Genomic DNA, 24,384 nt, shown 5'->3' on the forward strand with positions numbered 1-24,384 from the left:
GCCACGGCCCGAACCGCCAGCGGATTGAAGTCACGACGCTCAGCGTGCCGTCCGCATCCGGAACCAGGGGAGGAAGGAGATGCGCGATCAGGAAGGTCCGCCGCAGGATGCCCGGACCGGGCCGGGCCCGCAGGTGGCGGTGATCATTCCCTGTCTCAACGAGGCCCGGACCATCGCCAAGGTGGTCACCGATTTCCGTGCCGCCCTGCCGGGGGCCACGGTGCATGTCTACGACAACAACTCCTCCGACCAGAGCGCGCGGCTGGCACGGGAGGCGGGGGCGGTGGTGGCGCGGGAGGCCCTGCAGGGCAAGGGCAACGTCGTCCGCCGGGCCTTCGCCAACGTGGAGGCGGATGTCTATGTCCTGGTCGACGGCGACGACACCTATGCCGCCACCGCCGCACCCGCCATGGTGTGGATGCTGCTGGAACACCAGCTCGACATGGTGACGGGGGTGCGCGTGGACGACACGCCGGGGGCCTATCGCCGCGGCCACCGCCTGGGCAACCGGGTCCTGACCGCACTGGTCGGCCATCTCTTCGGTCCCCGCATCAGCGACATGCTCTCCGGCTACCGGGTGTTCAGCCGCCGCTTCGTGAAATCCTTCCCCGCCATCGCCACCGGCTTCGAGACCGAGACCGAGTTCAGCGTGCATGCGCTGCAGTTGCTGATGCCGATCGACGAAATGCCGACGCCCTACCGGGAACGCCCGGCCGGCAGCATCTCCAAGCTGCGCACCTGGCCGGACGGATGGCGGATCCTGCACACCATCATCATCTTGCTGAAGGAGGAACGGCCGCTGGAATTCTTTGCCGCCAGCGGGGCCGCGCTGCTGGTTGGCGGCATCGGGCTCGGCATGCCGGTGGTGGTGGATTTCATCCACACCGGCCTGGTGCCCCGGCTGCCCACCGCGGTGCTGGCGACGGGGCTGGTGCTGCTGTCGTTCCTCTCGCTCACCTGCGGCCTGATCCTGGATTCGGTGGCGCGGGGGCGCAAGGAAAACCGGCGCTTCCATTACCTGGCCATCCCGCCGGTGCCCGCTCCATCGGCGGGGCGTTGCCCCGCACCCCACCAGGGCGCCGCCCTGGACCCGCATCATGCGCAGGCGTGCTCCGCACGACGGGCCATGCGGCCCCTTGACCCCATTCATTGACTCACCAATCCGGATGTTACCCCCGTGTACCTCGGTTATCCACAGGGTGCGGCCCTGGCTTCGCCACGGGCTTTGCGCATGATGGGCTGACCAATTCCGGAGAATGCCGTTGGCCAGTGACATCCCCCAGGGCGTCAGCATCAGTCTGCGTGGTCCCGACCACGCCGCGGTGGAGGCGGCTGCGAATGAACTCAAGGAACGGTTCGGCAAGCGTTTCGCGGTCTGCCGCCGCAGCGTGGCACCGGTCAGTTCCGGGGGCGGACTGACAATCCGTGCCACCTTGCTGGTCAGCGCCGAGGATCACCTCGATGCCGCCGTGGCGGCGTCGCTGGACCTGTTCTACTCCGGCAGCCGCACCGGGCTGCAGGAGGCATGACAGCAGATCATTCCTTTAAAGGAATGTCCACAAAACCGTGGATAGAAGTGTGGACATCTCCGTGGATGGCTTTGGGATAGAAGGTGGCAATCCGCAACTTTCCGCGCCAGTGCTGCGAATTTTCCTGGGACGGTTTGGGGGCCGCGTCTCCGGCCGGGGGCGGCGTTATCCCCGCACCGCCTGGACCACCAGCCAGGCATTCGCGGCGACCACGGCCGCGAAGATCAGCCAGGCCAGGCGCTGCATCCAGCGCGGCGTGACCGCGTCCCCCATCAGCCGGCGGTCGGCGGAGAAACGCACCAGCGGGTAGACGGCGAAGGGCAGTTGCAGGCTCAGCGCGACCTGGCTTGCCACCAGCAGGAACCCGACCCCGCCATCGCCCAGCCACCACAGCCCGGCGAAGGCCGGCACCAGGGCCAGGCCGCGGGTGATCAGCCGGCGCTGCCAGCAGGGAATCTTCAGGTCGAGGAACCCCTCCATCAGGATCTGGCCGGCAATGGTGCCGGTGAAGGTGGAGCTTTGCCCGGAGGCGAGCAGGGCCACGGCGAACAGCACCCCCGCGAGCGAGGTGCCGACGATCGGGTCGAGCAGATGGTAGGCGTCCTCGATGCCGCCGACCTGCTGGCCGTTGGCGTGGAAGGCGCTGGCGGCGAGGATCATGATCGCGGCGTTGATCGCCAGCGCCAGCAGCAGCGAGGCGATGGTGTCGATGTTGGACAGCCGGATCGCCTGGCGGATGCTCCGCTCGTCCTCGGCCACCACGCGGGTCTGCACGATCGCCGAATGCAAATAGAGGTTGTGGGGCATCACCGTCGCGCCGATGACGCCGACGGCGATGCCGATGGCATCGAGGTCGCCGAGCGTGCGCAGCGACGGCACGAAGCCGCCGGCCACCGCCGAGAGGTCCGGCCGCAGCAGCACCAGCTCCACCAGGAAGCAGACCCCGATGGTGAGGATGAGGCCCAGCACGATGGCCTCCAGGCTGCGGAACTTCCGGCCCTGCAGGCCCAGCACGATCAGCGTGTCCAGCGCGGTCAGCCCGACCCCGGCCAGGATCGGCACGCCGAGCAGCAGGTGGAAGGCGAGCGCGCTGCCGAGCACCTCCGCCAGGTCGCAGGCGATGATGGACAGCTCGGCCAGCAGCCAGAGGGCGCGGCGGGCGAAGGGGCCGTATTGCTCGTTGGAAAGGCGGGCGAGGTCGCGCCCGGTGGCGATGCCCAGGCGCGCGCTCAGGCATTGCAGGACGATCGCGGCCAGGCTCGACAGCAGCACCACGAACAACAGGTCGTAGCCGAAGCGGGAACCGCCCTCGATCCCGGTGGCCCAGTTGCCGGGGTCCATGTAGCCCACCGACACCAGCAGACCGGGGCCGGAGAAGCGCAGGACCTTCCGCCAGAGCGGCGCGGCCGCGTCGACCGGGACCGATCCGCGCACCTCCGATGGGCAGAAGGGGCCGGTTGCGGTCTTCGGAAGGGAGAACATGTCGTCTGTCACGCCTGCACGGATCGGTGCCAGCCTCAATAGGCTGCCAACCGCCGCGCGGTCCAGACAGAGAACCTTCGGATCCGGTCATGCCGATCGGCCGGGATGACCGGATCGCCGGTGGTGCGCGCCCGCTCCGGGCGCCGGCTCAGGCCGCCTGCGGCAGGCCGAGCGCCGCGGTGGCCTGCAGCAGCCAGTCCGGAATGCCGCGGCCGCCGAGCCGCGCGGCCAGCCCGCTGGCCAGTGCCTTCGCATCGGCCTCGACCACGCGGGCCGCCTCGGCCAGCTTCTGGTCGAGCTGGATCAGCGCCCTGGCCTCGGCCTCGTCCGGCGTGGTGGCCGGCAACGCGACCGTGACGTCGTGGCGATAGGCGGCGGTGGCGATGTGCACGATCACCACCGCGTCGCTGGCCTGGAGATCTGCCTTGATCTCGGTGCAGGTGACGGCTGCGGCGCCATTGGCGATGCCCTGGCGCAGCTCGTGCAGCCAGCCGGCGATGAACACCCGGGCGGCATCACGCAGCACGACGATGTCCTGGCAGGCCAGCACCGGCAGGCTGTGGGCCAGCACCGTCACGCCGGAGGACACGCTGATGTCGATGGTGGCGGACGCCGCGTTGATGACGTCGCCCGAGCGGGGATGGTGCTCGCGGGTCCTTCGCGCCAGGATGTTGATGTCGATCGCAACGGGAACGTTCTGGTCGCCGGGAAGGGTCGTCATGGAACAATCTCCTGACAGGGCGGGCGCACGGCGCATTCATATTGCCGGACATCCGTTCCAGCAGCAACCAGTTGGGGCCGCCGGCGCAATGCTGTCGGGGGATCGGGCGACAATCAGCGAATCAAAATTCAGAACCCGAATGATGCGGCGGAAGTTCAACGAAAACGTGTGGCGGGGACGGGGCGGGGGCAGGCCGGGCAGCCTTCCTCCGGCCGCCGCGGCCGCGATCAGGCGTCGACCGGTTCGCGCAGGCCGTGCTGGGGCAGGGCGTTCGCCTTGTGGCGCGGGAGGGCCGGGGGCGCGGCGGGGCCGGTGTCTCGGCGGGCCGCATTGTCCGGCCGCGCGCCCTGGTGCAGGGCGAGGTCCGCTTCCAGCTCGGCCTTGTAAGCAGCCAGGGACCGCAAGGTGATGGGATCCCCTGTGGCCATCGTTAGCCGCTCGCAACGGCGGATTTGTTCGATCAGGCGGCTTACATCAGACATTTCAGGGCCTTGGTGGGTGGAGCTAAACTCAACTATAAATTTATATCGCCCCAGTGGAGATCAATTAACGGTGAGATGGGGGCGCCGATGTCGGGTGAAGCCCTCAGATGTGACTGGACTAGGGTGAAATACCTAATTTAGCGTTTCACCGCGATGACACATGCCCCGTCCCAGGTGACCGATGACCTTCTCGTGGCGCTTGAGCCCGGCGAGCCCTGCGGTTGGCACTACAGCGTGCAGTGCGCCTGGCTGAACCGGCAGGTGCGCGGCTGGCGGCAAAGCCGCGAGGAAGCCGAGCAGGAGGTCGCCTTCTGGCGCCGGCATTTCGACGGCCTGTACCTGGCCCCCGCGTCCCAGGGCACGGCCCGGCGCGGCCACTGAGCTCCCCGCCCCGCGGAGGGGCTATTCGCGGCCGAACAGGTTGCGGATGATCTCGATCTCGCCGCTGCTGGCATGGCGGGGACTGCCGGTCAGGATACCGGTCACTTCCCGGAACGCCTTGCCGATATGCATGCCGTTGCCGTCGATGGTGAATTCACGGATGTCCTTGTCGTGGCGCGAGCCGCGCATCTTCAGCACGGTCAGGCCACGCCGCATCTCCCCGTAGATCTCGACGTAGCGCAGCAGGATGATCAGGTCGGTGATGGTGGAGATATGGGACTGGGTCACCGATTCCCCGCCCATCAGGTGCGAGGTGGCGGCGGTGAACAGGCCGGCGATCTCCTGCTGCTTGATGAAGGAGGTCAGCCCGATTACGAATTCGCGAAAGCCGCGTGGCCCGGAGACGCGCTCCAGTGCCGAGAAGCTGTCCACCGCCACGCGCTGCGGGCCGAATTCCTCGATGGTCCGCTTCATGCGAAGCAGGTGGTCCTCCAGGGCTTCGTTCTCGGGATAGGCGCAAATCACCCTGAGCCGGCCTTCGCGTTCCATGCCCTCGAAATCAATGCCCCAGCCGCGGGCATTGCGGAACAACTGTTCGCGGCTTTCCTCGAAGGCAAACAGCAGGCAGCGTTCCCCAAGACCGATGCCTCCAGCCATGAACTCGGTCGCCATCAGCGTCTTGCCTGTGCCGGTCGCGCCCGAGACCAGGAGGATGGAATCGCGGAAGAAGCCGCCGCCGCACATCGCGTCCATATCGGCGTTGCCCGAGGTGATCCGTACGTCCGAGGAACGCTGCTTCAGCTCGATCGCCGAGAGCGGGATCACCACGATGCCTTCCCCATTGATGATCGTGAGCGGATATTCGCCCTTATGGTGGGGCGTGCCGCGGAATTTCAGGATCTCCAGCGTCCGCCGCCGTTTCTCTCCCTCCAGCACGTTGCGCAGGATGATCACGTTGTCGGCGACGAACTCCTCGACCCCGCAGCGGGCGATCCGGCCGTACTCGTTGCGACGCTCGGTTGTGAGCAACGTCGTCAGGCCGAGCCGCTTGAACGCGGTGATGATGCGCAGCATCTCGCGGCGCAGCATGCTGGCCTCGCCGAAGCGGGTGAGGGCGGCGCCGAGCGAATCCATCGCCAGTCGCTGCGCCCGGACGCGCTGCGTCGCGTGCTCGATGCGGGCGAGCAGGGCACCGAGATCATAGTCGCCCGCCACCACCGGCTCCCACGTGGGTTCAGGCGAAGCATCGACGAAAGCCCAGAGCCCCGCTTCTTCCCACGCGGCGATATCCCAGCCGAAGCCGAGCATGTTGCGCCGCAGGTCCTCGGCGGTCTCCTCGAAGGTGACGAAGACGCCGGGTTCGTGGGCCTTGCGGATGCCCTCGGCCAGGAACTGCGCCGCCAGGATCGTCTTGGCGCTTCCGGCGGTGCCCGACACCATCGTCGTGCGCCCCAGCGGCAGGCCGCCATCGGCGATGTGGTCGAAGCCTGGAATATGGCTGGGGACCTTGATGATCATGTTTTGCTGACCGTGCTGCCGGTGCCAAGTGACATGCCGCATCTTTCCGGATATCTGGCGCAGCCATCAACCGCTGCCAGGGAGAGGCCAGAGTTCCAGCCCCAGCAAAGCCTTTTCCTCATCGGACAGGTCGCCGACGATGCGGCGCAGGGGTGGGGGGAGCAGCTTGATCAGCGTCGGCGTGGCCAGGATCTTTTCCTGCTCGGCCAACTGGGGATGCTCCAGCACGTCGATCACTTCGACCTCGTAGCGGTCATGCAACTCCTGTTCACAGATCCGCCGCAGGTTGGCGATGGCGCGCTCGCTGCGCGGCGTGCTGCCCGTGACGAATAGCCGGAGTTGATACTCTTTCATGACGATGCTCGCCTACTGGCAGGTGAAACAGCCTCGGTGCCGCCGCGGATCTCGGGATAACGGCTGCGATAGGCGTTCAGCACGCGGCCCATCAGTTCGAGCAAGGTGAGCCGTCCGCACTCCATCAGCGCCCGTGCCCGGGCCGAAGGTTCGCCGATGGTGCGTGCGCACAGGGCGTGGTAGTGCAGTTCGGTGACGTCACGGGCGCTGGCGCGCACTTGGAACAGCCGCTCGGCCAGTGCGCGCAGGTTCTTTGCCGCGTCGTTGTCTTCACGGAACACCTGTTGTTCGAACGTGTCGTTGATCAGGTCCGCATAGGCCGCCTGCAACTCGGCGAAGACCGAGGGCGCGGCTTCGCGCAACAGTTCGGCCCCGTACAGCCACGCGCTGACCGGCAATCCCTCGACCGCCTGTGCACCGAGTGCCCGGATCTCCGCCTCGTAGCTTGCCTGGCGCTCGCGCTCGAACTGCTCGCGCCGTTGGCGCTCGCTGTCGCGCAACGCGTCGATGGTGGACTTGTGCCGCAGATAGGCTTCCACCCGGGCCAGCATCTCGCGGTTCTCAAGCGGCCGGGTGAGATAGCCGTCGGCGCCGCAGCTGAGTCCCTGCACCACCGCGCCGGCGTCGGTGCGCAGCGCCGAGCACAGCACGACGAAACTTGCCTCGGTGGCGGGATCGGCCTTCAGCCGGCGACACACTTCCGTCCCGTCGATATCCGGCAGCATCACGTCGAGCAACACCAGGTCCGGCGGATGCTGCCGTGCCAGTTGCAATGCGGTCTCCCCGTCATGGGCCACATCGACCGTGCAGCCGTGACGCGACAACAGCCGCACCGTGGCGGCGGTGATGGCGGCATCGTCGTCGACGGCGAGGATGCGCACCGATTGTGCCCGATCGGCCGGAGCCGCGGGATCGCCCACTTTCATCGTCCTGCCACGCCGGCCCGGCTCATGCCGGGCCGGGTTGCACCATCGCCGCGCGCGCCTGCGTCAGCGCCGCCGCCACCGCGGCGGTCCAGCCGGGTGGAAAGCGCGCCGGATCGGTCAGCCAGCCCTCCAGACTGGCCACCGCCCCGATGCGGCCGTCGCATTCGTCGGCCATCGCCGCCACCAGCAGCGACGGCGTGTCCGGCAGCCGCGCGCGCCAGGCCGGGTCGGCCTCGCGCGCGAACTGTTCCTCCATCGCTGCCTCCCGCGCCGGCGGGATGCGTCGCTGCCGCGCCTCCTGCAGCGCCGCGGCGGCCTGACGCAGCCGGGCGTGCAGGTCGCGCTCCGTCGGCACCGCCGCATCGAGCTCGTCGGCGAGGATGTCCAGGTGCGCCTGCAGGATGACCGAGGGGATCCCGCGCGTCGCCAGCACGTCGCGCAGCCACGCGACCTGTTCGTGCACGCGCGCCTGGTCGAGCCGGATCAAGGTGGCCAGCCAGGCGCTGTCGCTGTGGCTGAAGCGCAGGCCACGCTCGCCGAAGCGCGCGGCCAGGTATGGGAAGCGCAGCCAGCAGCCATCGACGGCGTGCTGTGACGCCGCCAGTTCCCGCGGGTCCGACACCACGGCATGGGAACCTGCTTCGGCATTGAGCATGGTGGCGGAAAACATTCGGGGCCTCGGGCGAAGTTCGGGGGCACCTGACCATCTCTATAGTCTATCCGCCGCTGCGGCTCGCGGGAATACGGGTTTCAGCAGAAATGTAAATATAGCGCCAGAATTTGATTTAATTAATTCGATTTTAGCTGATATTTATTTGTGTCTTGGTATTTATTATTTTTAATTTACCAATCTTTTCTCATCTCGGCAGCGTGCCGCCGGGGTCATTGCCGTGCCTCCAGCCCGGCCTCGATCCGCCCGGCCAGCGCCCTGGCCGAGACCGGCTTGCGGACCAGGGTGAAGCTGTCCCCGTCCGGCAGCGCGGCACGCTCGCCCATGTAGCCGGTCAGCAGGAAACAGGGCAGGCGCGGGCGCAGGGCCCGTGCCCGCTGGATGGTCGTGACCCCGTTCATGTCGGGCATCGACAGGTCGCTCACCATCGCGTCCACGGCCTCGCCGGCCTCGAGCAGGGAGATTGCCTCCGCGCCGCTCGCGGCCAGCAGCGTGTCGAAGCCGAGATCCTCAAGCTGGGCCGCCAGCGTCTCGCGGACCAGGTCGTCGTCGTCGACGAGGAGCAGGCGGGCCGAGGCATCGTGGGACGGTATCGGCTCGTTGTCTTCGGTCGCGGCACAGGGGATGTCCTCGCTGGCCTGGCGCAGCCACAGCGTGACCGTGGTCCCCGCGCCGGGCGCGCTGTCGATCGCCATGGCGCCGCCCGACTGCTCGACGAAGCCCTTGACCATCGCCAGGCCGAGGCCGGTGCCCTGGCCGGGCGGCTTGGTGGTGAAGAACGGGTCGGTCGCCCGCGCCAGCGTCGCCGCCTCCATGCCGGTGCCGGTATCGGTGACGGAGAGCCGCACATAGGCGCCGGGGGCGAGCCCGGCCGGATGGTCGCCTCCCTCGGGGACCTGTTCAGCCGCGGCCGCAAGGGTGAGCGTGCCGCCCTCGGGCATGGCGTCGCGCGCGTTGGTGCCGAGATTGACCAGCGCCGTCTCCAGCTGGCCGCGGTCGGCGATCAGGGGAGGGACGGCGGCGGCGGTGTCGCGCACCGTGATCGCGCTGCCGAGCGTATGGGCGAGCACCTCGCGCACGCAGGTGAGCAACTCGGCCGTGGGCAGCATCTCGGTGCGCAGTTCGCCGCGATGGGCGAAGGCGAGCAGGCGCTGGGTGATCGAGGCACCGCGGGCGGCGGCGTCGATCGCCGTACGCGCGAGGCGCCGGGTCTTTTCCAGATCCTCCGGCCGTCGCGCGATCAGCGTCGCCGCCCCGGAGACGGCCTGAAGGATGTTGTTGAAGTCGTGCGCGATGCCGCCGGCGAGCTGGCCGAGCGCCTGCACCTTCTGCGCCTGCGCCAACTGGTCGGACAGGTTGCGCTGCTCGGTGATGTCGCGGCCCTCGGCGATGATCCACTGCACCGCCTGCGTGGCGGGATCACGCACCGGCTTGAGCGAGAAGTCGATCCAGATGCTGCGCCCGTCGGTGCCGAGGATTTCGGCGTCGTGGCGGACCAGCGTGCCTCGTGCCGCCTCGGCGATGTCGCCCCGCAGGCGCTCGCGTTCGGCCTGCGGCCACCAGCCGGCCTCGCCGAGGTCGTGGCCGACCACCGCGTCGCGGGCGAAGCCGCCTGCCTCGAGCATGGTGTGGTTCACTTCCAGCACCGTGCCGTCGGGGGCAAGCAGGGTGATGAACTGGAACTGCGAGTCGAAGATGGCGCGGAAGCGGGCTTCCGCCGCGGCCTCCGCCTCGTGCGCGGTGACGATCTCGGTGATGTCGCGTTGCGCCGTGATCATGCGGACCGGCTGGCCGTCCTGGTCGAGGAAGGCCTCCGCCCGCAGGTCGATCCAGCGCACCGCTCCGCCCGGGCGGCAGATGCGGAACTGCGCGGCGAGCGGGGTGCCGCGCTGGCGGACCTCGCCCATGGCGGCGAGCAGCCAGTCGCGGTCATCGGGATGGATAAGGGCGCACCATTCCGCCAGCGGCATGTGGGTCTTGCCGGGGCGCAGGCCGTAGAGGTTGGGATAGCCGTCGGAGATCAGCGCCGCCGGCTCGCGCAGTGTCCAGTCGGTATAGGCGATGCCGCCGACCTGCTGCACCAGCCGCAGCCGGGCCACGGTGTCGCACAGCGCGGCCTCGGCCTGCCTGCGGGCGGTGGCGTCGCGGATGATGCCGCAGAGAAAGCGCTGGCTGTTGGCCTCGAACGCGCTCACCGACAGGTCCACCGGGAATTCCGGCCCGTTGCGGCGCAGGGCCACCAGCTCGTGGCCGGGCGCGCCGGTGCGGCGCGCCGCGCAGACATCCTGCCACGCCGCCACCGCCTGGGGCATCAGCACACCGAGGTCGCGGCCGATCAGTTCCTGCGGGCTGTTGTAGCCGAACATCAGCAGCGCCGCGTGGTTGACCGACAGGATCCGCCCGTCGGCCTGGACGACGACGATGCTTTCCGCGGCGGTGTCGAGCACCGCCTGCAGCCGGGCCTGGCCGCGGCGCAGTTCCGTCTCCGTCCGGCGCAGCCCGGTCACGTCGGTCATGGTCTCGATGATGACGCCATCGCTGCGCAGCGTCGCGCGGGCGAACACGCTGATCTCCTCGCCCTGCCGGCTGCGCTGGTGCAGATGGCCGGTCCATTCGCCCGCCGCGAGCAGTGTCGCGTCGATCTCCGAGCGCGGTACCGGGAAGGCCGTGCGCAGCAATTCGTGCGCCGACCGGCCGATGGCCTCCGCCTCGCTCCAGCCGTAGAGTCTTTCGCAGCCCCTGGACCAGAAGCGGGTGACGCCCTGAAGGTCACGCCCGATGATCGCGACCTGGTCCAGCCCGACGAGCAGGTCGCGCAGCCGCGCTTCGGACCGATGGTCTTCCTCCGGGCCGGTCGGTGCCGGCGCCGCCGCGCCATCGTGGCGGGAGGCCCGGGCGAAGCCCAGGCCGCACAGCAACGCGCCGAGGGTGAAGGCGATCGACAGGCCGATGAGGACGCCGGCAAGGGCGTGTCCGTGCCATCCCGCCCACGCGGGATCGATCCAGGCCGCCATGCCGGCGGAACTCGGCGCGAGGGAGGCGAGGAGGGCGAGGCCGGAGAGCGCGATCGCGGCCAGGCCCTGAAGAAGACAGGCCGTGCCGTGCCGGCGATGCGGCATGGGCGAATGAGCGGCGACATCCGGTGTCCTCGCGCCGGCGGGTGGAGAAGCGGAATCGATATCCCGCGGCACTGGTGTGGCCTCCCGAAATGTCCGAACTTTTCAAGCGGTGGTGATATTGGCTCAAATTATGAGGAAATACGAAGAAGACCAAGCGAAAATTGATTTCATTCATGAGAAGTTATATTTTTAGGACACACTATAAAGTGTGTCTGAAGTTTTAACGATATTTTTATTTATTCTATAAATGCATTGATGCATGCGCCTCCGTCCCGGCCGGCAGACTGACCATGAAGCAGGAGCCTCGGCCGACCTCGCTGTCCACGCGCACCGTGCCGCCATGGCCCTCCACGATCCGCCGCACGATCGCCAGGCCGAGCCCCGTGCTCTTCTCCCCGCCGGTCGGGCGCACGCTGGTCCGGCCGAACGGCTGGAACAGCTTTGCCAGTTCCGCTGGCGGGATGCCGGGGCCCTGGTCGGCGACGGCGATGGTCACGTGGTCCGGCGTGGCCTCCAGCCCCACCTCCACCGTCGTGTCCGCGGGCGAGAAGCTGATGGCATTGCCGAGCAGGTTGTTGAGCACCTGTTCCAGCTTGGCCGCGTCCGCCACCATCGGCAGCGCGCGCAGCGTCGTGGCGAAGCGCAGCCCGATCCGCTTGCGCGCCGCCAGCACCTGGTTCAGCCTGACATTGTGCCGCACCAGCGCCACCAGCTCGACCGGCTGCAGGTCGAGCTCCAGCCGCCCGGACTCGATGCGCGAGACGTCGAGCAGGTCGTCGATCAGCCGCAGCATGAACCGGCTGGCCGTGCGGATCGTGCTCACCAGCTCCCGCTGCCCGGCGTCCAGCGCCTCCGACGCCTCGCTTTCGAGGAACTCGGCGTAGCTCTGGATGATCCCGAGCGGGCTGCGCAGATCGTGTGCGGCGATGCCCAGCAGCCGGTTCTTCTCTTCGTTCAACTGCGACAGCTCGGCGTTCTTGCGTGCCATCTCGCGCTGCAGGTTGGCCAGCTCGTTGTTGACCCGCGTCAGCTCTTCGAACATGGCGTCGTCGCGGTCGCTGTTGCGGGCGGAGACCATGGCCAGTTCCTTGGCGACGGCCCGCAGGATGTTGGATTGTTCGTTGTTGATGCGCAGCAGCTCTTCATTGAGGCGCAGCATCGCGCTGCGTGTGCGCGCGGCGACCACCAGCAGCTCGTCGCCGGTGCGCGCGCCGGCGAAGTGCAGCGGCTGCAGCCCCGCTGCCATCGGCACGGTGATCTCCCAGTCGAACGACGCGCTCTGCGTCCGCACCGTGGCGAGGAAGGCGGCGAGCTTTTCCCGCGCATCGGCGTCGACCAGCCGCTCCAGCCCGGCCCCCGCGGGCACGCGGGCCGCCAGGCCGAGCTCGTCGCGCAGCACCCGCAGCACGGTGGCGTCGTCGCGGCAAAGAAGGGCGATTCCCGCTTCGGGGGGGGCGCTCATGACGGCGGCGGCGCGCCACTCACCAGGGCGCGGCCGGTGGCCACTGCCGCCTCGGCATCGCTGCCGCTGCCGTCCGCGCCCACGCGGCGCCACAGCTCCGGATTGCGATTGAAGGGGAAGCCGCCGACCAGGATCTTCACCCCCGCGCAGGCCGGTTCGGCGCGCACCAGGTCGATCAGGCGCTCGACTTCCGGCACGTTCTGGGTGATGGTGGCCGAGACCGCCAGCAGGTCGGCGTGGCGCTCCTTCACCGTGCGCACCACGTCGCGCACCGGCGTGCTGGCCCCTGTGTAATAGGAATCCCAGCCTTCCATCTCGAAGAAATCGGCGACCATGCGCACGCCCAGCTCGTGCAGGTCGCCGCGCACGCAGGCCGTCACCACCGTGCGGCCGATCCGCCCGGCCGCGAACACCTGCGGATAAAGCTGCGACATGATCAACTGCGTGGCCGCGGTGGCATAGTGTTCCTCGGCGACGCTGACCTGATTGAGCTGCCAGAGCCGGCCGACCTCGTATTGCGCGGGCTGGAACACGTGCAGATAGACATCACGTACCGACGTGCCCGCGTCCACCGCCTGCAGCACCAGGCGGCTGGCGAACTGGCGGTCGCCGCGCAGCAGCGCTCCCAGATACAGCGACGCCAGCGACGCCAGCGACGGCTCCGCCGCGCCGTCGTCCTTCAGCCGGTCCATCCTTGCCTGTTCCATCCAGATCTCCAGCCTGTGCTCGGCAGCCTTTGGCGCCGTCCCGGCACCAGGGGCGGTGCCCGCCCGCTCAGAGCGATGCCGGCACGCCGATCCGGATCAGGCGACCCGGCATGGGGGCGCCGGGTTTCCCGACCAGCCGCGAGCGGTCATATGCGACGGACTCCGCGCTGACGATTGTCGGGAAACGCCGCGAACACGTTCCGCCCGCGCAGCTCGTTCCGTCGTGCCAGAGGGGCCGTGAGAGACGGGTCGTTGACTTCCCTGATCTCCATCTGTTGTGAGAGAAGAAGATAAAGATGCGAGATGACATTGAAAACATTATCTGTATTTAGGAATTTCCTAGATGAGCCGGCTGGTATTCTCAATTATATCTGCCGCACATGATCGTGAGATTGCCCGCGTCGGCCGACCTCAGGCGCCGTCGCCCGGACCGGGTGTCCTGGATATCCTGGCCGCTTCCAGCCCGGCCTCGATGCGCGCGGCGAGCGTCTGCACCCGGACCGGCTTGCGCACCAGGGTGAAGCTGTCCGCAGCACCAAGCGCGGCACGTTCGCCGACATAGCCGGTCAGCAGGAAGCAGGGCAGTTGGGGGCGCAGCGCATGCGCCTGCCGGATCAGCGTCACGCCGTTCATGGCCGGCATCGACAGGTCGCTCACCATCGCATCCACCTCCTCGCCGGCCTCGAGCAGGGCGACCGCCTCGGCGCCGCTGCCGGCCACCAGCGTGGCGAATCCAAGATCCTCGAGCTGGGCCGCCAGCATCTCGCGGACCAGGTCGTCGTCGTCGACCAGCAGCAGGCGGGCCGGCGCCCCGGTCAGCATGTGGCCGTCCTCGCTGTCTTCCGGCGTCGGGACGACGGTGCTCGCCCGCGGCAGCCACAGCGTCACCGTGGTGCCCGCCTCGGGGAGGCTGGCAATGGCCATGGCCCCGCCGGATTGTTCGGCGAATGCCCTCACCATCGGCAGCCCCAGCCCCGTGCCCTGGCCGGGGGGCTTGGTGGTGAAGAACGGCTCGCTCGCCTGTGCCAGGATCGCCCTGTCCATGCCCGTGCCGGTGTCGGAGACATCGAGGCGCACATACTCGCCCGCTGCCAGCCCGGAAGGGTGCGGCCCGTCCCCGCCCACCTGCTCGGCGACGGCCGCGAGCGTGAGCGTGCCGCCCTCGGGCATGGCATCGCGCGCGTTGGTGCCGAGATTGACCAGCGCTGTTTCCAGTTGCCCCCGGTCGGCCAGCACGGGGGGTGTGTCCGTGGCCACGATGTCGCGGACCTGGATCGTGCTGCCGAGCGTGTGGGCGAGCACCTCGCGGATGTTCTCGAGCACCCCGGCGGTGGCCAGCACCTCGGTCCGCGGCTCGCTCTGGCGCGCGAAGGACAGCAGGCGCTGGGTGATCGAGGCGCCGCGCCCGGCCGCCTCGATTGCGGTGCGGGCGAGGTGGCGCGTCTTGTCCGGCTGGTCCGGCCGGCGTTCGATCAGCGTGGCCGCGCCGGTCACGGCCTGCAGGATGTTGTTGAAGTCGTGGGCGATGCCGCTGGCGAGCTGGCCGAGCGCCTGCACCTTCTGCGCCTGGGCGAGCCGGTCGGCCAGTGCGCGCTTCTCGGTCAGGTCGCGGCCCTCGGCGATGATCCAGGTCACGTCCTGCGTCCCCGGCGCCTGCACGGGCGTGAGCGAGAAGTCGATCCAGATGTCGCGTCCGCCGGCGACGTGGTTGCGGACCTCGCGGCGGATCAGCAGGCCCTGCGCCGCCTCGGCGATGTCCGTCCGCAGGCGCTCGCGCTCGTCCGCGGGCCACCATTCGGTTTCGGCGAAGGGGCGGCCGAGGATCTGCTCGCGGGTCCGGCCGGTTGCCTGCAGGGCGGTGTGGTTGACCTCCAGGGTCGTCCCGTCGGGGGCGAGCAGGCCGATGTACTGGAACTGCGAGTCGAAGATGCCGCGGAACCGCGCCTCCGCCGCGCCCAGCGCCGCCGTGCGCTCGGCGACGCGGCGCTCCAGCTCGGCGGCCCGGCTGGCCTCGGCCTCGCGGGACTGCATGATCTCGGTGATGTCCTGGTGCGCGCTGATGACCCGTTGCGGCCGTCCGTCCGCCCCGAGGAACACTTCCAGGCGCATGGCGATCCAGTGCACCGTGCCGTCCGGCCGGCGGATGCGGAACTCCAGGGCGAGCGGGCCGCCCTGCCGCATGACGTCGTCGATCCTGGCGAAAGCCGCGTCGCGGTCGGCGGGGTGCACCAGCTCGCGCCAGGCATCGATGGTGATGTGTGTCCGGTCGGGCGGCAGGCCGTAGAGATGCGCGTAATCATCGGACACCATCGCCGCGTCGTCGGGAAGCGTCCGGTCGGTATAGGCGATGCCGCCGACCTGCTGCACCAGCCGCAGCCGCGCCTCGGCGTTGCGCAGCTCCGTCTCGGCCTGCTTGCGGGCGGTGGCGTCACGGATGATGCCGGTGACGTAGCGGCGCCCGTTGGTGAAGGTGCTGACCGACAGGTCGATCGGGAATGCCGAGCCGTCGCGGCGGATGGCCGCCAGCTCGCGACCGGGCGTGCTGACGACACGCGGGCCGGAGCCCTGGTACTCGGCGAGGCGACGGCGATGGTTCGCCGCGTCCGCCGTGGGCATCAGGGCGCCGATGTCGCGGCCGATCAGCTCCTCGGCCCGGTCGTATCCGAACATGCACAGTGCCGCGGGGTTGACCGAGGCGATGTGGCCGTCGGTTCCGGCGACGATGATGCCTTCCGCCGCGCTGTCGACGATCGAATGCAACTGCGCTTCGCTTCTTTTCAGGTCCGCTTCCGCCTGGCGCAATCCGGTCACGTCAGTCAGGTTCTCCATCACCGCGACGCGGCCGCCGGTGCAGTGACGCAGCACCTTGCGGGCCGACACGATCACCTCCGTGCCGGCCTGCGTGCGCTGGCGCAGGTCGCCGGCCCATGTGCCGTCGCGCAGCAGGGCGGTTTCGATATCCGCCAGCGGCGCCGAAAAGATCGTCTGCAGCAGGGTGTGGGAGGACTGGCCGATCGCCTGCCCGGCGGTCCAGCCGTACAGGCGGCGGCAGCCTTCCGACCAGAAGCGGATGGTGCCGTCGGTGTCGCGCACCAGGATCGCGGCCATGTCCATCATGTCGAGCAGGCACTGGCGCTCCGCCGCCACCCCTGCCTCGCGCGTGGCCGCGGCCAGGGCGAGGGAACGGGCAACGGCGATGCCGGCCAGCGCGACGGCGCCGGCTGCGGCCGGCATCACCCAGGCCGGCGTGCCGGCCGCGGCCACAGCCACCAGGCAGGTCGCGGCAAGGATCGGAGCCACCGCCCGACGGGCCTGGGAATGACGCAGCAGGCCGGTCGCACGGGACGGCGCCGGCAACACTGTGTCACGGGGCTTCTGGCGATCAGGCACGGCGATCCCCTCCCGAAATGGAATATCACAAAAATTGCGGCGGTGATTTCATATTTATTGGCAAATTGCGCCAAAAAATATCATCATAAACTGAATTAAATGTGGATGATTCTGGTTTTATATAGGAGAGCATAAGTTCGAGTCGAGGGTATCTGCCATATTTATTGTGAAATAGAAGTTTCAAACAGTAAGTTCATTTGTACGGAAATTGGTAATGTTATGTACGATGCTGTCGAGAGCATTGGTTTTGTCTGGACGCCCGGCCCGCTCGGGGATCTCTGCCTGGCCTGCAAGGTGCGGTGCCTTCTGCGGCTGTCATGGCCCGGCTGCGTGGGCCAGCACCAGCACCGTGCGGTCATCGAGGCGACTGGCCGCGTCGCGCAGGATGATCGCGGCGGCCAGGGCGGGATCGAGCCCGTGCAGCCGGCCGCCGGTGAACGCCTCGGCCACGTGCCCGAGCCCGTCGCTGTGCAGCAAGAGCACGTCGCCGGGCGACCACGGCGCCACCTGCACCGGGGCGCGGCGGGCATTGTAGCCCAGCACGCCCCAGGCGCTGGTGAGATGGGTCGGCACCCCGGCACGGATCAGCACGGCGCCGATATTGCCGATGCCGGCGAAGCGGATCTGCCCTTCTGTCAGCAGCGCCGCCGCCGCCACGGCGCCGCGGGTGCCGCGCAGGGCGAGATGCATCGCGCCCAGTGCCGCAGCGGGATTGTCGTGGCCCCCGGCGATGGCCGCCTCGGCGGCCCGGGCGGCGAGGGAGGCCGGTTCGCCATGCCCGAGCCCGTCGATCACCGCCGCCATCCCGTTGGCCGTGACCAGCCAGCCATCGCCGCAATCCGCCTGCCCCGCCATCGGCACCATGACGGCGCCGGCGGCGAAGTCCGCCGGCCGCCGCGGCGCCGGTTGCACCCGCGCCAGGATCGCGGTGCCCGTATCCGGGGTGGAGTGCAGCGCGAAGCCATCGCTCAGCCGCCGCACCGCGCCGAGCCCGAGCCCGAGGCCGTGATCGCCGCTTTCGCCGTCGCGCAGCGCCGTCGCGGGATCGGCGATGCCGGGGCCGCGGTCGAGGCAGAGGCATTCCACCCCGGCCGGGTCATCGAGGCGGCGGAACAGCAGCATGCCGCCCTGCGCGGCGTGGCGAACCAGGTTGCTGCCCAGCTCGGCGACGATCAGGTCGAAGCGGTGGCGGCCCTCGGCGCCGAGCGGGATGTCGGCGGCCAGTTCCGCCGCCGTCGCGCGCGCCACCGCCAGGTCACCCGCCTGCGCCACCGCGATCGGCAAATGGCAATGCGCGGGCAGCATCAGCGCTTCCACATGACGATGATCACCCGGGTGCCATGGCCCGGCGCGGTCTCGATGGTGAATTCATGCGCGAGCCGCCGCGTGCCCGGCAGCCCGAGCCCCATGCCCTTGCCGGTGGAATAGCCGTCCTGCATGGCCCGCTCGAGATCGGCAATGCCGGGCCCTTCGTCCTCGAACACCAGCCGCACCCCGCGCCGCGCCGGTTCGTCGACCGCTTCCAGCAGCATCCGCCCGCATTTGGCGTATTGCAGCATGTTGCGTGTCAGCTCGCTCGCGGCGGTGACCAGCTTGGTCTGTTCCAGCAGCCCGAGATCGAGCGCCCGCGCCGCCGCGATTACCCGCCGCCGCACCTCCACGAGGTCGCTGGCGGCGAGGATGGGGACGGGCTCGGCGGCGAAGGGCATGGTCAAGACGTGCGTCCGGAACGCTCGCGCAACAGGGCCAGGGCGAGGTCCACGTTGCGCGCCGTCGGCACGCCCGGCAGCGCCATGCCCAGCTCCACCAGCGTGATCGCGACCTCGGGGCGCATGTTGACCACGATGGCCGGGGCGCCGAGCAGGCCGGTCGCCTGCACCAGCCCGGCGATGACGCGGCCGGTGTAGCTGTCGATCACGGAGAGCCCCGAGAGGTCGAGCACCACCCCGCGCGCGGCATGCGCCACCACCCGCGTGCCGACCTCGACCTGCAGCGCCTCGGTGTCGGCATCGTCCAGCTCCTGGTGGAAGGTCACCAGCAGGAAGCGCTCGATGGACACGATCGAAGGGGGGGCCATGACGTTACCGCTGCCGCTGCACCGTGAGGCCGAGCCGGCCGAAGCAGTGGCGCAATCCCTCGGCCAGCGAGAAGCGGGTCTCGACCGCCGACAGGTCGATGCCCAGCGTCACCATCACCTGGGCGATCGTCGGGCGGATGCCGGTGATCACGCATTCCGCCCCCATCAGCCGCGCTGCCGCCACTGTCTTGGCCAGGTGCTGCGCCGTCTGCGTGTCGACATCGGGCACGCCACTGATGTCGATCACGGCGAAGCGCGAGCTGGTGCGGGCGATCTCGGTCAGCAGCTTCTCGGTGATCGCCTGGGCGCGGCCGGAATCCAGCGTGCCGATGACCGGCAGCGACAGGATGCCCTCCCACAGTGGCACCACCGGTACCGACAGCTCCAGCAGCTCGCGGCTCTGTGCCAGGATGATCTGCTCGCGGCGGGCGATGAAGGCATCCATGCTGAACAGCCCCATCGCGTCGATCAGCCGGTGCGCCACCAGCATGCCGGCGGCGTCCTCCGGCGCCAGCTCGCCCAGCACGTGCTTGAGGCTGAAGACGAAGGTGGCGGTCTGCGCCGGGGTGGTGCCGCGCTCGGCGAAGGTGGCGCTGATCGCGGCCAGCAGGTCGCGCAGCGAGGCGGGCAGGGCGGTGCTAGGGGGGGCGGCGAGGGCGGTGGCCACTTCCTCGAGCAGCCGGCCGGACAGCTCCTCGACCATCCGCGCCGGGATGCGCGCGGCGGCGGCTTCCCGCCGCAACTGGTCGAGCCAGTTCGCCTGCAGCTCGGCGCGGTGCAGCTCGACCACATCGCGCACGCTGTGTCCCGGCGGTGTGGCGGAGGAAGCGCCGGCGGCGTGGCCGTCCTGGGCAGCCATCGCCACGATCCGGTGGACAGGGGTGGTCATGGGGCGCCTCCCGCGTGGCCGGACAGCCGCGCCACCATCTCCAGCAGGTCCTGCTTCTCGAAAGGTTTGAGCAGCACGGCATCGGCGCCGAAATCCGCCTGCTCCAGCCGCGCCAGGTCGGCCGGCTTGTTGGGGTCGCCGCCGGTGATGGCGAGGAAGCGTGTCCGCGGCGCGGCGGCGCGGCCCTCGCGGATCACCGTGGTGCCGCTGGTGCCCGGCATCCAGATGTCGGTGATGACGAGATCGAAGCCGGGGCCGCCCCGCAGCAGCGCCAGGCCCCGTTCGCCGTTGGCCACCGCGGTCACCTGGTGGCCGCCGCCCTCCAGCACGATGCGCAGGCTGATCAGGACGGAGGGAACGTCCTCAACCACCAGTATCGACGCCATCCGTGGGTTCTCCTTTATCGGCGGGCAGCAGCACCGTCGCGGTGGTGCCCTGGCCCGGTGCGCTGTCGAGCGTGATGCTGCCGCCCATCTCGCTGACCAGGCCGTAGACGACCGGCAGGCCGAGCCCGGTGCCCTGGCCGACCGGCTTGGTGGTGAAGAACGGCTCGAAGGCCCGTTCCAGCGTGGCCGGGTCCATGCCGCAGCCGCTGTCGGACAGGCGCAGCCGCGTCCAGCGCCGTCCGTCGGGCCAGGTGACGTCGTCCAGCACGATGGTGATCTCGCCGCGCCCCTCCATCGCGGCGGCGGCGTTGCCGGCGAGGTTGAGCAGCATCTGGGTGAAGGCGGTGCGTTCCACCGAGATGTCCGCCGGCTCGCCCGTGGCCTGCACCGTGACGGTGACATCCTGCGGCAGCGCCTGGCGCACCAGGCGCAGGCTTTCCTCCAGCAGCGCCGCCGCCTTCCACGCCCGCGCCCGCTGGCGCGCCGGGCGGGAGAAGGCGAGCATGTCGCCGATGATCTGGCGTGCCTTCAGGCAGCAATCCAGCATGATCTCCAGGTGCCCCGCGCCGGTGCCCTCGACCAGCCGGCGGTCCAGCAGGTCCTGCCCGAGCAGGGCCACCGGCTGCAGCAGGTTGTTGATCTCGTGCGCGACGCCGCCGGTCATGCGGCCCAGCGCCTCCATCTTCTGCCGGTGCCGCTCGGCCTCCTGGCGCTGCGCTTCCTGCGTCAGGTCGTGCAGCAGGCCGATGAAGCCGCAGAGCCGCCCGGCCTCGTGCACCGGCACCAGCATCAGCCGGGTCATGAACGGCGTGCCGTCCGGGCGCTGTCCGGTGAGGCGGGTCTCGATGGTCTCGCCCTGGCCGATCGCGTGCGCGATCGCCGCCACGGCCTCCGGCTCGGTCCCCGGGCCCTGCAGGAAGGACAGGTCCCGCCCCACCACGTCGGCGAGTTCGTGGCCGGTCAGCTCGGTGAAGCGCCGGTTGGCGTAGACCAGCGGCATGGCGGAGGGCGTCACCTCGTGTGCGATCACCCCGATCGGGCAGGCGTCGATGACGGCGAGCAGCATCTGGTTGCGCCGCACCACCGCCGACAGCTCGTTCTCGAAACGATGCTGGACGGTGACATCCTGCACGATGCCGAACACCAGCTCCGCCTGCAGATCGGGGTCGGCGGCGCGGAGGGGCTCGGCATAGGCATCGCAGAACAGGTCGACCAGCCCGCCACCGGGCCGCTCGATGCGGAACTCGCCGCTGCGCGCGCTGCCGGGGCGGTCCAGCGCCAGCACGTGCAGCAGCGTCTGTCGGTCGGCCGGCACCACCGCCGCGAGCAGCGCCGGCAGGTCCGCCCCGGCGCCGAGCCCGTCGATGCCGAAGCGCGCGCCCGACCAGCGCAGCGTGCCGCCATTGGCCGCCGGGCCGCGCCCCCGGCCGGGCCGGTACTCGAAATAGGCGATGCGGGCCCGCTTGAGCGAACGGGTCAGCCGCCGCCAGCTTGCCGGCGCGAGCGCCGTCGTCAGCGTCGGGCCGGCCATCTCAGGGTTCCGTCCCGCTCGGCACCATGCCGCTGCCCACCGCCTGCAGCCGGTCGCGCAGGCCGCTCATCAGCCCGTCGACCGAAGTGGCGGTCTGCAGCACCATGTCCGACAGCATGCCGCTGTTGGCGGCGATCTGGGCCGCTTCGCGCACCTCGCGGCTCAGTTGGAACACCGCGCCGTGCATGGTCTGCAGGCTGGCCCTGACCTGGCTGGTCAGCGCGTCCTGGCGCGTGAGGCCCGCGCCGATCGCCTCGCTCGAGCCCGCCACCGAGGCCATGGTCTCGATCAGGGTCTGCAGCGAGGCGATGCTGGCCGTGACCGTGCCGCTCAGCTCCCCGAGCTTGCCGTCGATCACCGTGGTCGCCTCCGCGGTCTGGTCGGCGAGATGCCTGACCTCGGTCGCGACCACGGCGAAGCCGCGGCCGGCCTCGCCGGCCCGCGCCGCCTCGATGGTGGCGTTCAGCGCCAGCAGGTGGGTCTGCCGGGCGATGTCCCTGATCATGTGCAGGACCTCCGCCATGTTGCGCGACAGCCCGGCCATGGTCTCCACCGAATGGCGCGTTACCGCGGCCTGGTCGGTGGCGCGGCGGATGATGTCGATCGAGCGGCGCACCTCGGTGCCCATGCTGTCGATCGATCCGGCGAGGTCCTCGGTGCGGGTCTCGAGCTGCCCGATATCGGACTCGGCCTCGGTGGCGCGGCTGATCGACTGCTCGAACTGCGCGTTCGCGGCCGTCGAGGCCCGCGCCATCTCGCCGGCCATCTCGCACATCTGCCGGTTCTCCGCGAGCACCGAGCCGATCGAGGTCTCCACTTCCTCGGTGATGACCGAGCCGAGCAGGCCGAGCGCCGTGGCGAAGTCGCGCTCCGTGCCGGGCGAGGGGGCGGCCAGGGGGGCAGGCATTGGGTCGGGCCGCAGCGCGGGCGGCAATGCGCCGGAGGGGGCGGGCGGGGCGGGGCGGCAGGGGTCTGCCGTGCGCGTCCGTGCCTCGTGCCACCACAGTGCCAGGATCAGCATGCCGGTGGCCAGCACGACGGCGCCCAAGGGGCGGGCCAGCGTGGGAAAGGCAACGAGCGCGCCCCCCTGTGCGGCGCAGCCGGCGGCGGCCAGTGCCATCGCGCGGCGGATTGCCGTCATTCGTTGCCAGATCATGACCGCCTCTTCCGGTCCCGGCGCGCCGCGACCTTCGGTGGCGCGGCAGGGCTGGCGGCCCCAGTCGATGCGGCTCGCGCCCCATCGCAACCGGCAAGCACCGCCGGCCTGTCAGTCGGGTTCCACGATAACGCATCACATGCCGCGAAGAGGGAGGCGCCGCGGACACATGCGTGTGTTTTACGTTCTGAAAACGTTATGAAAATGCATTCGGTGCGGCCCGTGGCGGAACAGGTCCCCGCCTTCCGCGCACCCGTGCCGCATGCCGGGCGCGCGGAAGGCGGGCGGTGGTCAGGTGGTGGTGAAGGCGGAGGCGCCGATCCCGGTTTCCGGCTGTCCGGCCAGCAGGATGCGGTCGCCGCCGCCGAGATCGACCACGGCGTTGCCGCCTGCCTGGCTCAGCCGGCTGGTCGGTGCGAAGCCACCGCCGAAGCCGCTGATCACGATCACGTCCTGGCGGGGATTGAAATCGGTGATGATGTCGACGCCGTCGCCGCGGCGGAAGACGAAGCGGTCGGCGCCGCCGGAGCCGGTCAGGGTATCGTTGCCGCGTCCGCCGGTGATGGTGTCGGCGGCATTGCCGCCCACGATGCTGTCATTGCCGTTGCCGCCCTCGAGGATGTCCGCGGCGTGGTCGCGGCCTTGCGCGTTGGCGACGGCCTGGATCGTGTCGTTGCCGTTGCCGCCCCTGATCGTGTCCGCCGCGGTGTCGCCGCCGCGCAGGAAATCGGCGCCGTTGCCGCCTTCAACCAGGTCCCCGGTCGGGTCGTTCCAGACCACCCGGTCGTTGCCGTCGCCGGCGAAGATGGTGTCACGGCCGGCCATGCCGCCGATGGTGTCGTCGCCGTTGCCGCCCTGGACCACGTCGTTTCCGGCCCCGGTGTCGACGCTGTCATTGCCGTTGCCGCCGTCGAGCAGGTCGTTCCCGGCCTGTCCGGCCAGGGAATCGTTGCCGTTGCCGCCGTTCAGGGTGTCATTGAACCGTCCGCCGGTGATGGTGTCGTTGCCGCCGAACCCGTTGGCGAACAACCGCTCGCCCGGGCGGGCGGCGATGACGTTGGGCCGGTCGTTGCCGTTCACGATGGTGATGCTTCCGGACATGGGCTTTCCCTCTCCTGTGGACATTGGCGGGCCCGGCGGGTCGGGACGACAGCGGCGGGGTCGGCCCAGGCCAGGCCCGTGTTGCTTCAGGTTTTAAGTGAAGCCGCGCAAATCATGGATGCAAACAATATGAAGTCAAGTTGAGTGCTTGAGAGATCATGTACGAATAATCGTGAAATTTACTTGGTTGTATATTTATGTGATTCGTCCCGCCAATGGGGTTGGATAGTGTCAAATGAATATCTGCTCTGGAGATGCTTGATATATATTTTAACATTTTGTTACAAATCATTGTGTTTGACCGGATGTGTGCGCGGGTGCGCCAGGCCGGCGGCGCCGGCCGATGCCTCGCCCGGGATCGGTTGTTATTCGGAATAATATTGTTCACGAAATGAGATCGATATTTGTTTGATTCTTATTGAATCATACGCAACGGAAATTTGTTTTATGATGCCCCGCCGATGGAATGCCGCTAGATTCATCGGGTTGGTTTCGACCGTGGA

The 24,384-nt window shown here is 69.2% G+C and carries 22 protein-coding genes; 3 read left to right on the forward strand and 19 right to left on the reverse strand.

Translation table 11 applies throughout. The features are described 5' to 3' along the window. Positions 1-79: 79 nt before the first annotated feature. Together NBY65_RS16060 and NBY65_RS16065 are read left to right on the forward strand one after the other, a co-directional pair. Positions 80-1,153, forward strand: coding sequence for a glycosyltransferase family 2 protein (locus tag NBY65_RS16060; protein WP_150039289.1), 1,074 nt, complete (start codon positions 80-82; stop codon positions 1,151-1,153). Between the two features lie 109 nt (positions 1,154-1,262). Continuing rightward, positions 1,263-1,529, forward strand: a complete 267-nt coding sequence (locus tag NBY65_RS16065; protein ID WP_150039290.1) for a hypothetical protein — start codon at positions 1,263-1,265, stop codon at positions 1,527-1,529. Positions 1,530-1,694: 165 nt separating this feature from the next. Here the strand turns inward: NBY65_RS16065 and NBY65_RS16070 are convergent, their stop codons facing one another. From NBY65_RS16070 to NBY65_RS16080, 3 genes are all read right to left on the reverse strand, one after another. Further along, complete coding sequence (locus NBY65_RS16070) at positions 1,695-3,011, reverse strand: Nramp family divalent metal transporter (RefSeq protein WP_150039291.1); 1,317 nt, start codon at positions 3,009-3,011, stop codon at positions 1,695-1,697. A 148-nt stretch (positions 3,012-3,159) separates the two neighbouring features. Next, positions 3,160-3,732 carry a hypothetical protein gene (locus tag NBY65_RS16075; RefSeq protein WP_150039292.1) on the reverse strand — a complete coding sequence of 191 codons (573 nt, stop codon included), beginning with the start codon at positions 3,730-3,732 and terminating at the stop codon, positions 3,160-3,162. 227 nt (positions 3,733-3,959) lie between these two features. Next, complete coding sequence (locus NBY65_RS16080; protein ID WP_150039293.1) at positions 3,960-4,160, reverse strand: hypothetical protein; 201 nt, start codon at positions 4,158-4,160, stop codon at positions 3,960-3,962. 207 nt (positions 4,161-4,367) lie between these two features. Between NBY65_RS16080 and NBY65_RS16085 the strand changes: the two genes are divergently transcribed. Next, complete coding sequence (locus NBY65_RS16085; protein ID WP_150039294.1) at positions 4,368-4,595, forward strand: hypothetical protein; 228 nt, start codon at positions 4,368-4,370, stop codon at positions 4,593-4,595. A 21-nt stretch (positions 4,596-4,616) separates the two neighbouring features. On the opposite strand, the gene kaiC is transcribed toward NBY65_RS16085, so the two are convergent. The 16 genes from kaiC to NBY65_RS16165 form a co-directional block, all read right to left on the reverse strand. Continuing rightward, positions 4,617-6,113, reverse strand: coding sequence for a circadian clock protein KaiC (gene kaiC, locus NBY65_RS16090; protein WP_150039295.1), 1,497 nt, complete (start codon positions 6,111-6,113; stop codon positions 4,617-4,619). Positions 6,114-6,179: 66 nt separating this feature from the next. After that, on the reverse strand, positions 6,180-6,467 hold the full coding sequence (gene kaiB, locus NBY65_RS16095; protein ID WP_150039296.1) for a circadian clock protein KaiB: 288 nt from the start codon (positions 6,465-6,467) through the stop codon (positions 6,180-6,182). Next, positions 6,464-7,387 (reverse strand): response regulator transcription factor, encoded by a 924-nt coding sequence (locus tag NBY65_RS16100; protein ID WP_162530416.1) that lies wholly within the window; start codon positions 7,385-7,387, stop codon positions 6,464-6,466. The genes kaiB and NBY65_RS16100 overlap by 4 nt, the downstream gene beginning before the upstream one ends. A gap of 28 nt (positions 7,388-7,415) precedes the next feature. Beyond that, entirely contained in the window at positions 7,416-8,063 is a 648-nt protein-coding gene (locus NBY65_RS16105) for a hypothetical protein (RefSeq protein ID WP_150039298.1), read from the reverse strand. Positions 8,064-8,275: 212 nt separating this feature from the next. Beyond that, on the reverse strand, positions 8,276-11,182 hold the full coding sequence (locus tag NBY65_RS16110) for a hybrid sensor histidine kinase/response regulator (protein ID WP_150039299.1): 2,907 nt from the start codon (positions 11,180-11,182) through the stop codon (positions 8,276-8,278). Positions 11,183-11,423: 241 nt separating this feature from the next. After that, positions 11,424-12,644 (reverse strand): sensor histidine kinase, encoded by a 1,221-nt coding sequence (locus NBY65_RS16115; protein ID WP_150039300.1) that lies wholly within the window; start codon positions 12,642-12,644, stop codon positions 11,424-11,426. Then, positions 12,641-13,351, reverse strand: coding sequence for a cobalamin B12-binding domain-containing protein (locus NBY65_RS16120; protein WP_150039301.1), 711 nt, complete (start codon positions 13,349-13,351; stop codon positions 12,641-12,643). Before NBY65_RS16120 ends, NBY65_RS16115 begins: the two co-directional genes overlap by 4 nt. A gap of 411 nt (positions 13,352-13,762) precedes the next feature. Next, complete coding sequence (locus NBY65_RS16125; RefSeq protein WP_150039302.1) at positions 13,763-16,741, reverse strand: PAS domain-containing hybrid sensor histidine kinase/response regulator; 2,979 nt, start codon at positions 16,739-16,741, stop codon at positions 13,763-13,765. A 315-nt stretch (positions 16,742-17,056) separates the two neighbouring features. Then, positions 17,057-18,046 (reverse strand): ATP-binding protein, encoded by a 990-nt coding sequence (locus tag NBY65_RS16130; RefSeq protein WP_150039303.1) that lies wholly within the window; start codon positions 18,044-18,046, stop codon positions 17,057-17,059. Beyond that, positions 18,046-18,450 carry an anti-sigma regulatory factor gene (locus NBY65_RS16135; protein WP_150039320.1) on the reverse strand — a complete coding sequence of 135 codons (405 nt, stop codon included), beginning with the start codon at positions 18,448-18,450 and terminating at the stop codon, positions 18,046-18,048. The genes NBY65_RS16130 and NBY65_RS16135 overlap by 1 nt, the downstream gene beginning before the upstream one ends. 2 nt (positions 18,451-18,452) lie before the next feature. Beyond that, the gene (locus NBY65_RS16140) at positions 18,453-18,818 is read right to left on the reverse strand and encodes an STAS domain-containing protein (protein WP_150039304.1); all 366 of its coding nucleotides are present in this window, start codon (positions 18,816-18,818) and stop codon (positions 18,453-18,455) included. A gap of 4 nt (positions 18,819-18,822) precedes the next feature. Next, entirely contained in the window at positions 18,823-19,707 is an 885-nt protein-coding gene (locus tag NBY65_RS16145; RefSeq protein ID WP_203330377.1) for an STAS domain-containing protein, read from the reverse strand. Further along, a complete protein-coding gene (locus NBY65_RS16150; protein WP_150039305.1) occupies positions 19,704-20,093 on the reverse strand; it encodes a response regulator in 390 nt (129 codons plus the stop codon). Before NBY65_RS16150 ends, NBY65_RS16145 begins: the two co-directional genes overlap by 4 nt. Continuing rightward, positions 20,071-21,624, reverse strand: coding sequence for a two-component system sensor histidine kinase NtrB (locus NBY65_RS16155; RefSeq protein WP_150039306.1), 1,554 nt, complete (start codon positions 21,622-21,624; stop codon positions 20,071-20,073). Before NBY65_RS16155 ends, NBY65_RS16150 begins: the two co-directional genes overlap by 23 nt. 1 nt (position 21,625) lies before the next feature. Then, positions 21,626-22,780, reverse strand: coding sequence for a methyl-accepting chemotaxis protein (locus NBY65_RS16160; RefSeq protein WP_150039307.1), 1,155 nt, complete (start codon positions 22,778-22,780; stop codon positions 21,626-21,628). A 291-nt stretch (positions 22,781-23,071) separates the two neighbouring features. Beyond that, the gene (locus tag NBY65_RS16165; RefSeq protein ID WP_162530417.1) at positions 23,072-23,881 is read right to left on the reverse strand and encodes a calcium-binding protein; all 810 of its coding nucleotides are present in this window, start codon (positions 23,879-23,881) and stop codon (positions 23,072-23,074) included. Positions 23,882-24,384: the final 503 nt, after the last annotated feature.

The sequence above is a fragment of the Rhodovastum atsumiense genome (assembly GCF_937425535.1).
GTDB classification, from domain to species: Bacteria; Pseudomonadota; Alphaproteobacteria; order Acetobacterales; family Acetobacteraceae; genus Rhodovastum; species Rhodovastum atsumiense.

Bases quoted from the DNA above. Each gene is read 5' to 3' on its own strand.
- NBY65_RS16060 (WP_150039289.1), top strand. From the start codon at position 80: ATGCGCGATCAGGAAGGTCCGCCGCAGGATGCCCGGACCGGGCCGGGC.
- NBY65_RS16070 (WP_150039291.1), bottom strand. From the start codon at position 3,011: ATGTTCTCCCTTCCGAAGACCGCAACCGGCCCCTTCTGCCCATCGGAG.
- NBY65_RS16075 (WP_150039292.1), bottom strand. From the start codon at position 3,732: ATGACGACCCTTCCCGGCGACCAGAACGTTCCCGTTGCGATCGACATC.
- NBY65_RS16080 (WP_150039293.1), bottom strand. From the start codon at position 4,160: ATGGCCACAGGGGATCCCATCACCTTGCGGTCCCTGGCTGCTTACAAG.
- NBY65_RS16085 (WP_150039294.1), top strand. From the start codon at position 4,368: ATGACACATGCCCCGTCCCAGGTGACCGATGACCTTCTCGTGGCGCTT.
- kaiC (WP_150039295.1), bottom strand. From the start codon at position 6,113: ATGATCATCAAGGTCCCCAGCCATATTCCAGGCTTCGACCACATCGCC.
- kaiB (WP_150039296.1), bottom strand. From the start codon at position 6,467: ATGAAAGAGTATCAACTCCGGCTATTCGTCACGGGCAGCACGCCGCGC.
- NBY65_RS16105 (WP_150039298.1), bottom strand. From the start codon at position 8,063: ATGTTTTCCGCCACCATGCTCAATGCCGAAGCAGGTTCCCATGCCGTG.
- NBY65_RS16110 (WP_150039299.1), bottom strand. From the start codon at position 11,182: ATGCCGCATCGCCGGCACGGCACGGCCTGTCTTCTTCAGGGCCTGGCC.
- NBY65_RS16115 (WP_150039300.1), bottom strand. From the start codon at position 12,644: ATGAGCGCCCCCCCCGAAGCGGGAATCGCCCTTCTTTGCCGCGACGAC.
- NBY65_RS16120 (WP_150039301.1), bottom strand. From the start codon at position 13,351: ATGGAACAGGCAAGGATGGACCGGCTGAAGGACGACGGCGCGGCGGAG.
- NBY65_RS16130 (WP_150039303.1), bottom strand. From the start codon at position 18,046: ATGCTGCCCGCGCATTGCCATTTGCCGATCGCGGTGGCGCAGGCGGGT.
- NBY65_RS16135 (WP_150039320.1), bottom strand. From the start codon at position 18,450: ATGCCCTTCGCCGCCGAGCCCGTCCCCATCCTCGCCGCCAGCGACCTC.
- NBY65_RS16140 (WP_150039304.1), bottom strand. From the start codon at position 18,818: ATGGCCCCCCCTTCGATCGTGTCCATCGAGCGCTTCCTGCTGGTGACC.
- NBY65_RS16145 (WP_203330377.1), bottom strand. From the start codon at position 19,707: ATGACCACCCCTGTCCACCGGATCGTGGCGATGGCTGCCCAGGACGGC.
- NBY65_RS16150 (WP_150039305.1), bottom strand. From the start codon at position 20,093: ATGGCGTCGATACTGGTGGTTGAGGACGTTCCCTCCGTCCTGATCAGC.
- NBY65_RS16155 (WP_150039306.1), bottom strand. From the start codon at position 21,624: ATGGCCGGCCCGACGCTGACGACGGCGCTCGCGCCGGCAAGCTGGCGG.
- NBY65_RS16160 (WP_150039307.1), bottom strand. From the start codon at position 22,780: ATGATCTGGCAACGAATGACGGCAATCCGCCGCGCGATGGCACTGGCC.
- NBY65_RS16165 (WP_162530417.1), bottom strand. From the start codon at position 23,881: ATGTCCGGAAGCATCACCATCGTGAACGGCAACGACCGGCCCAACGTC.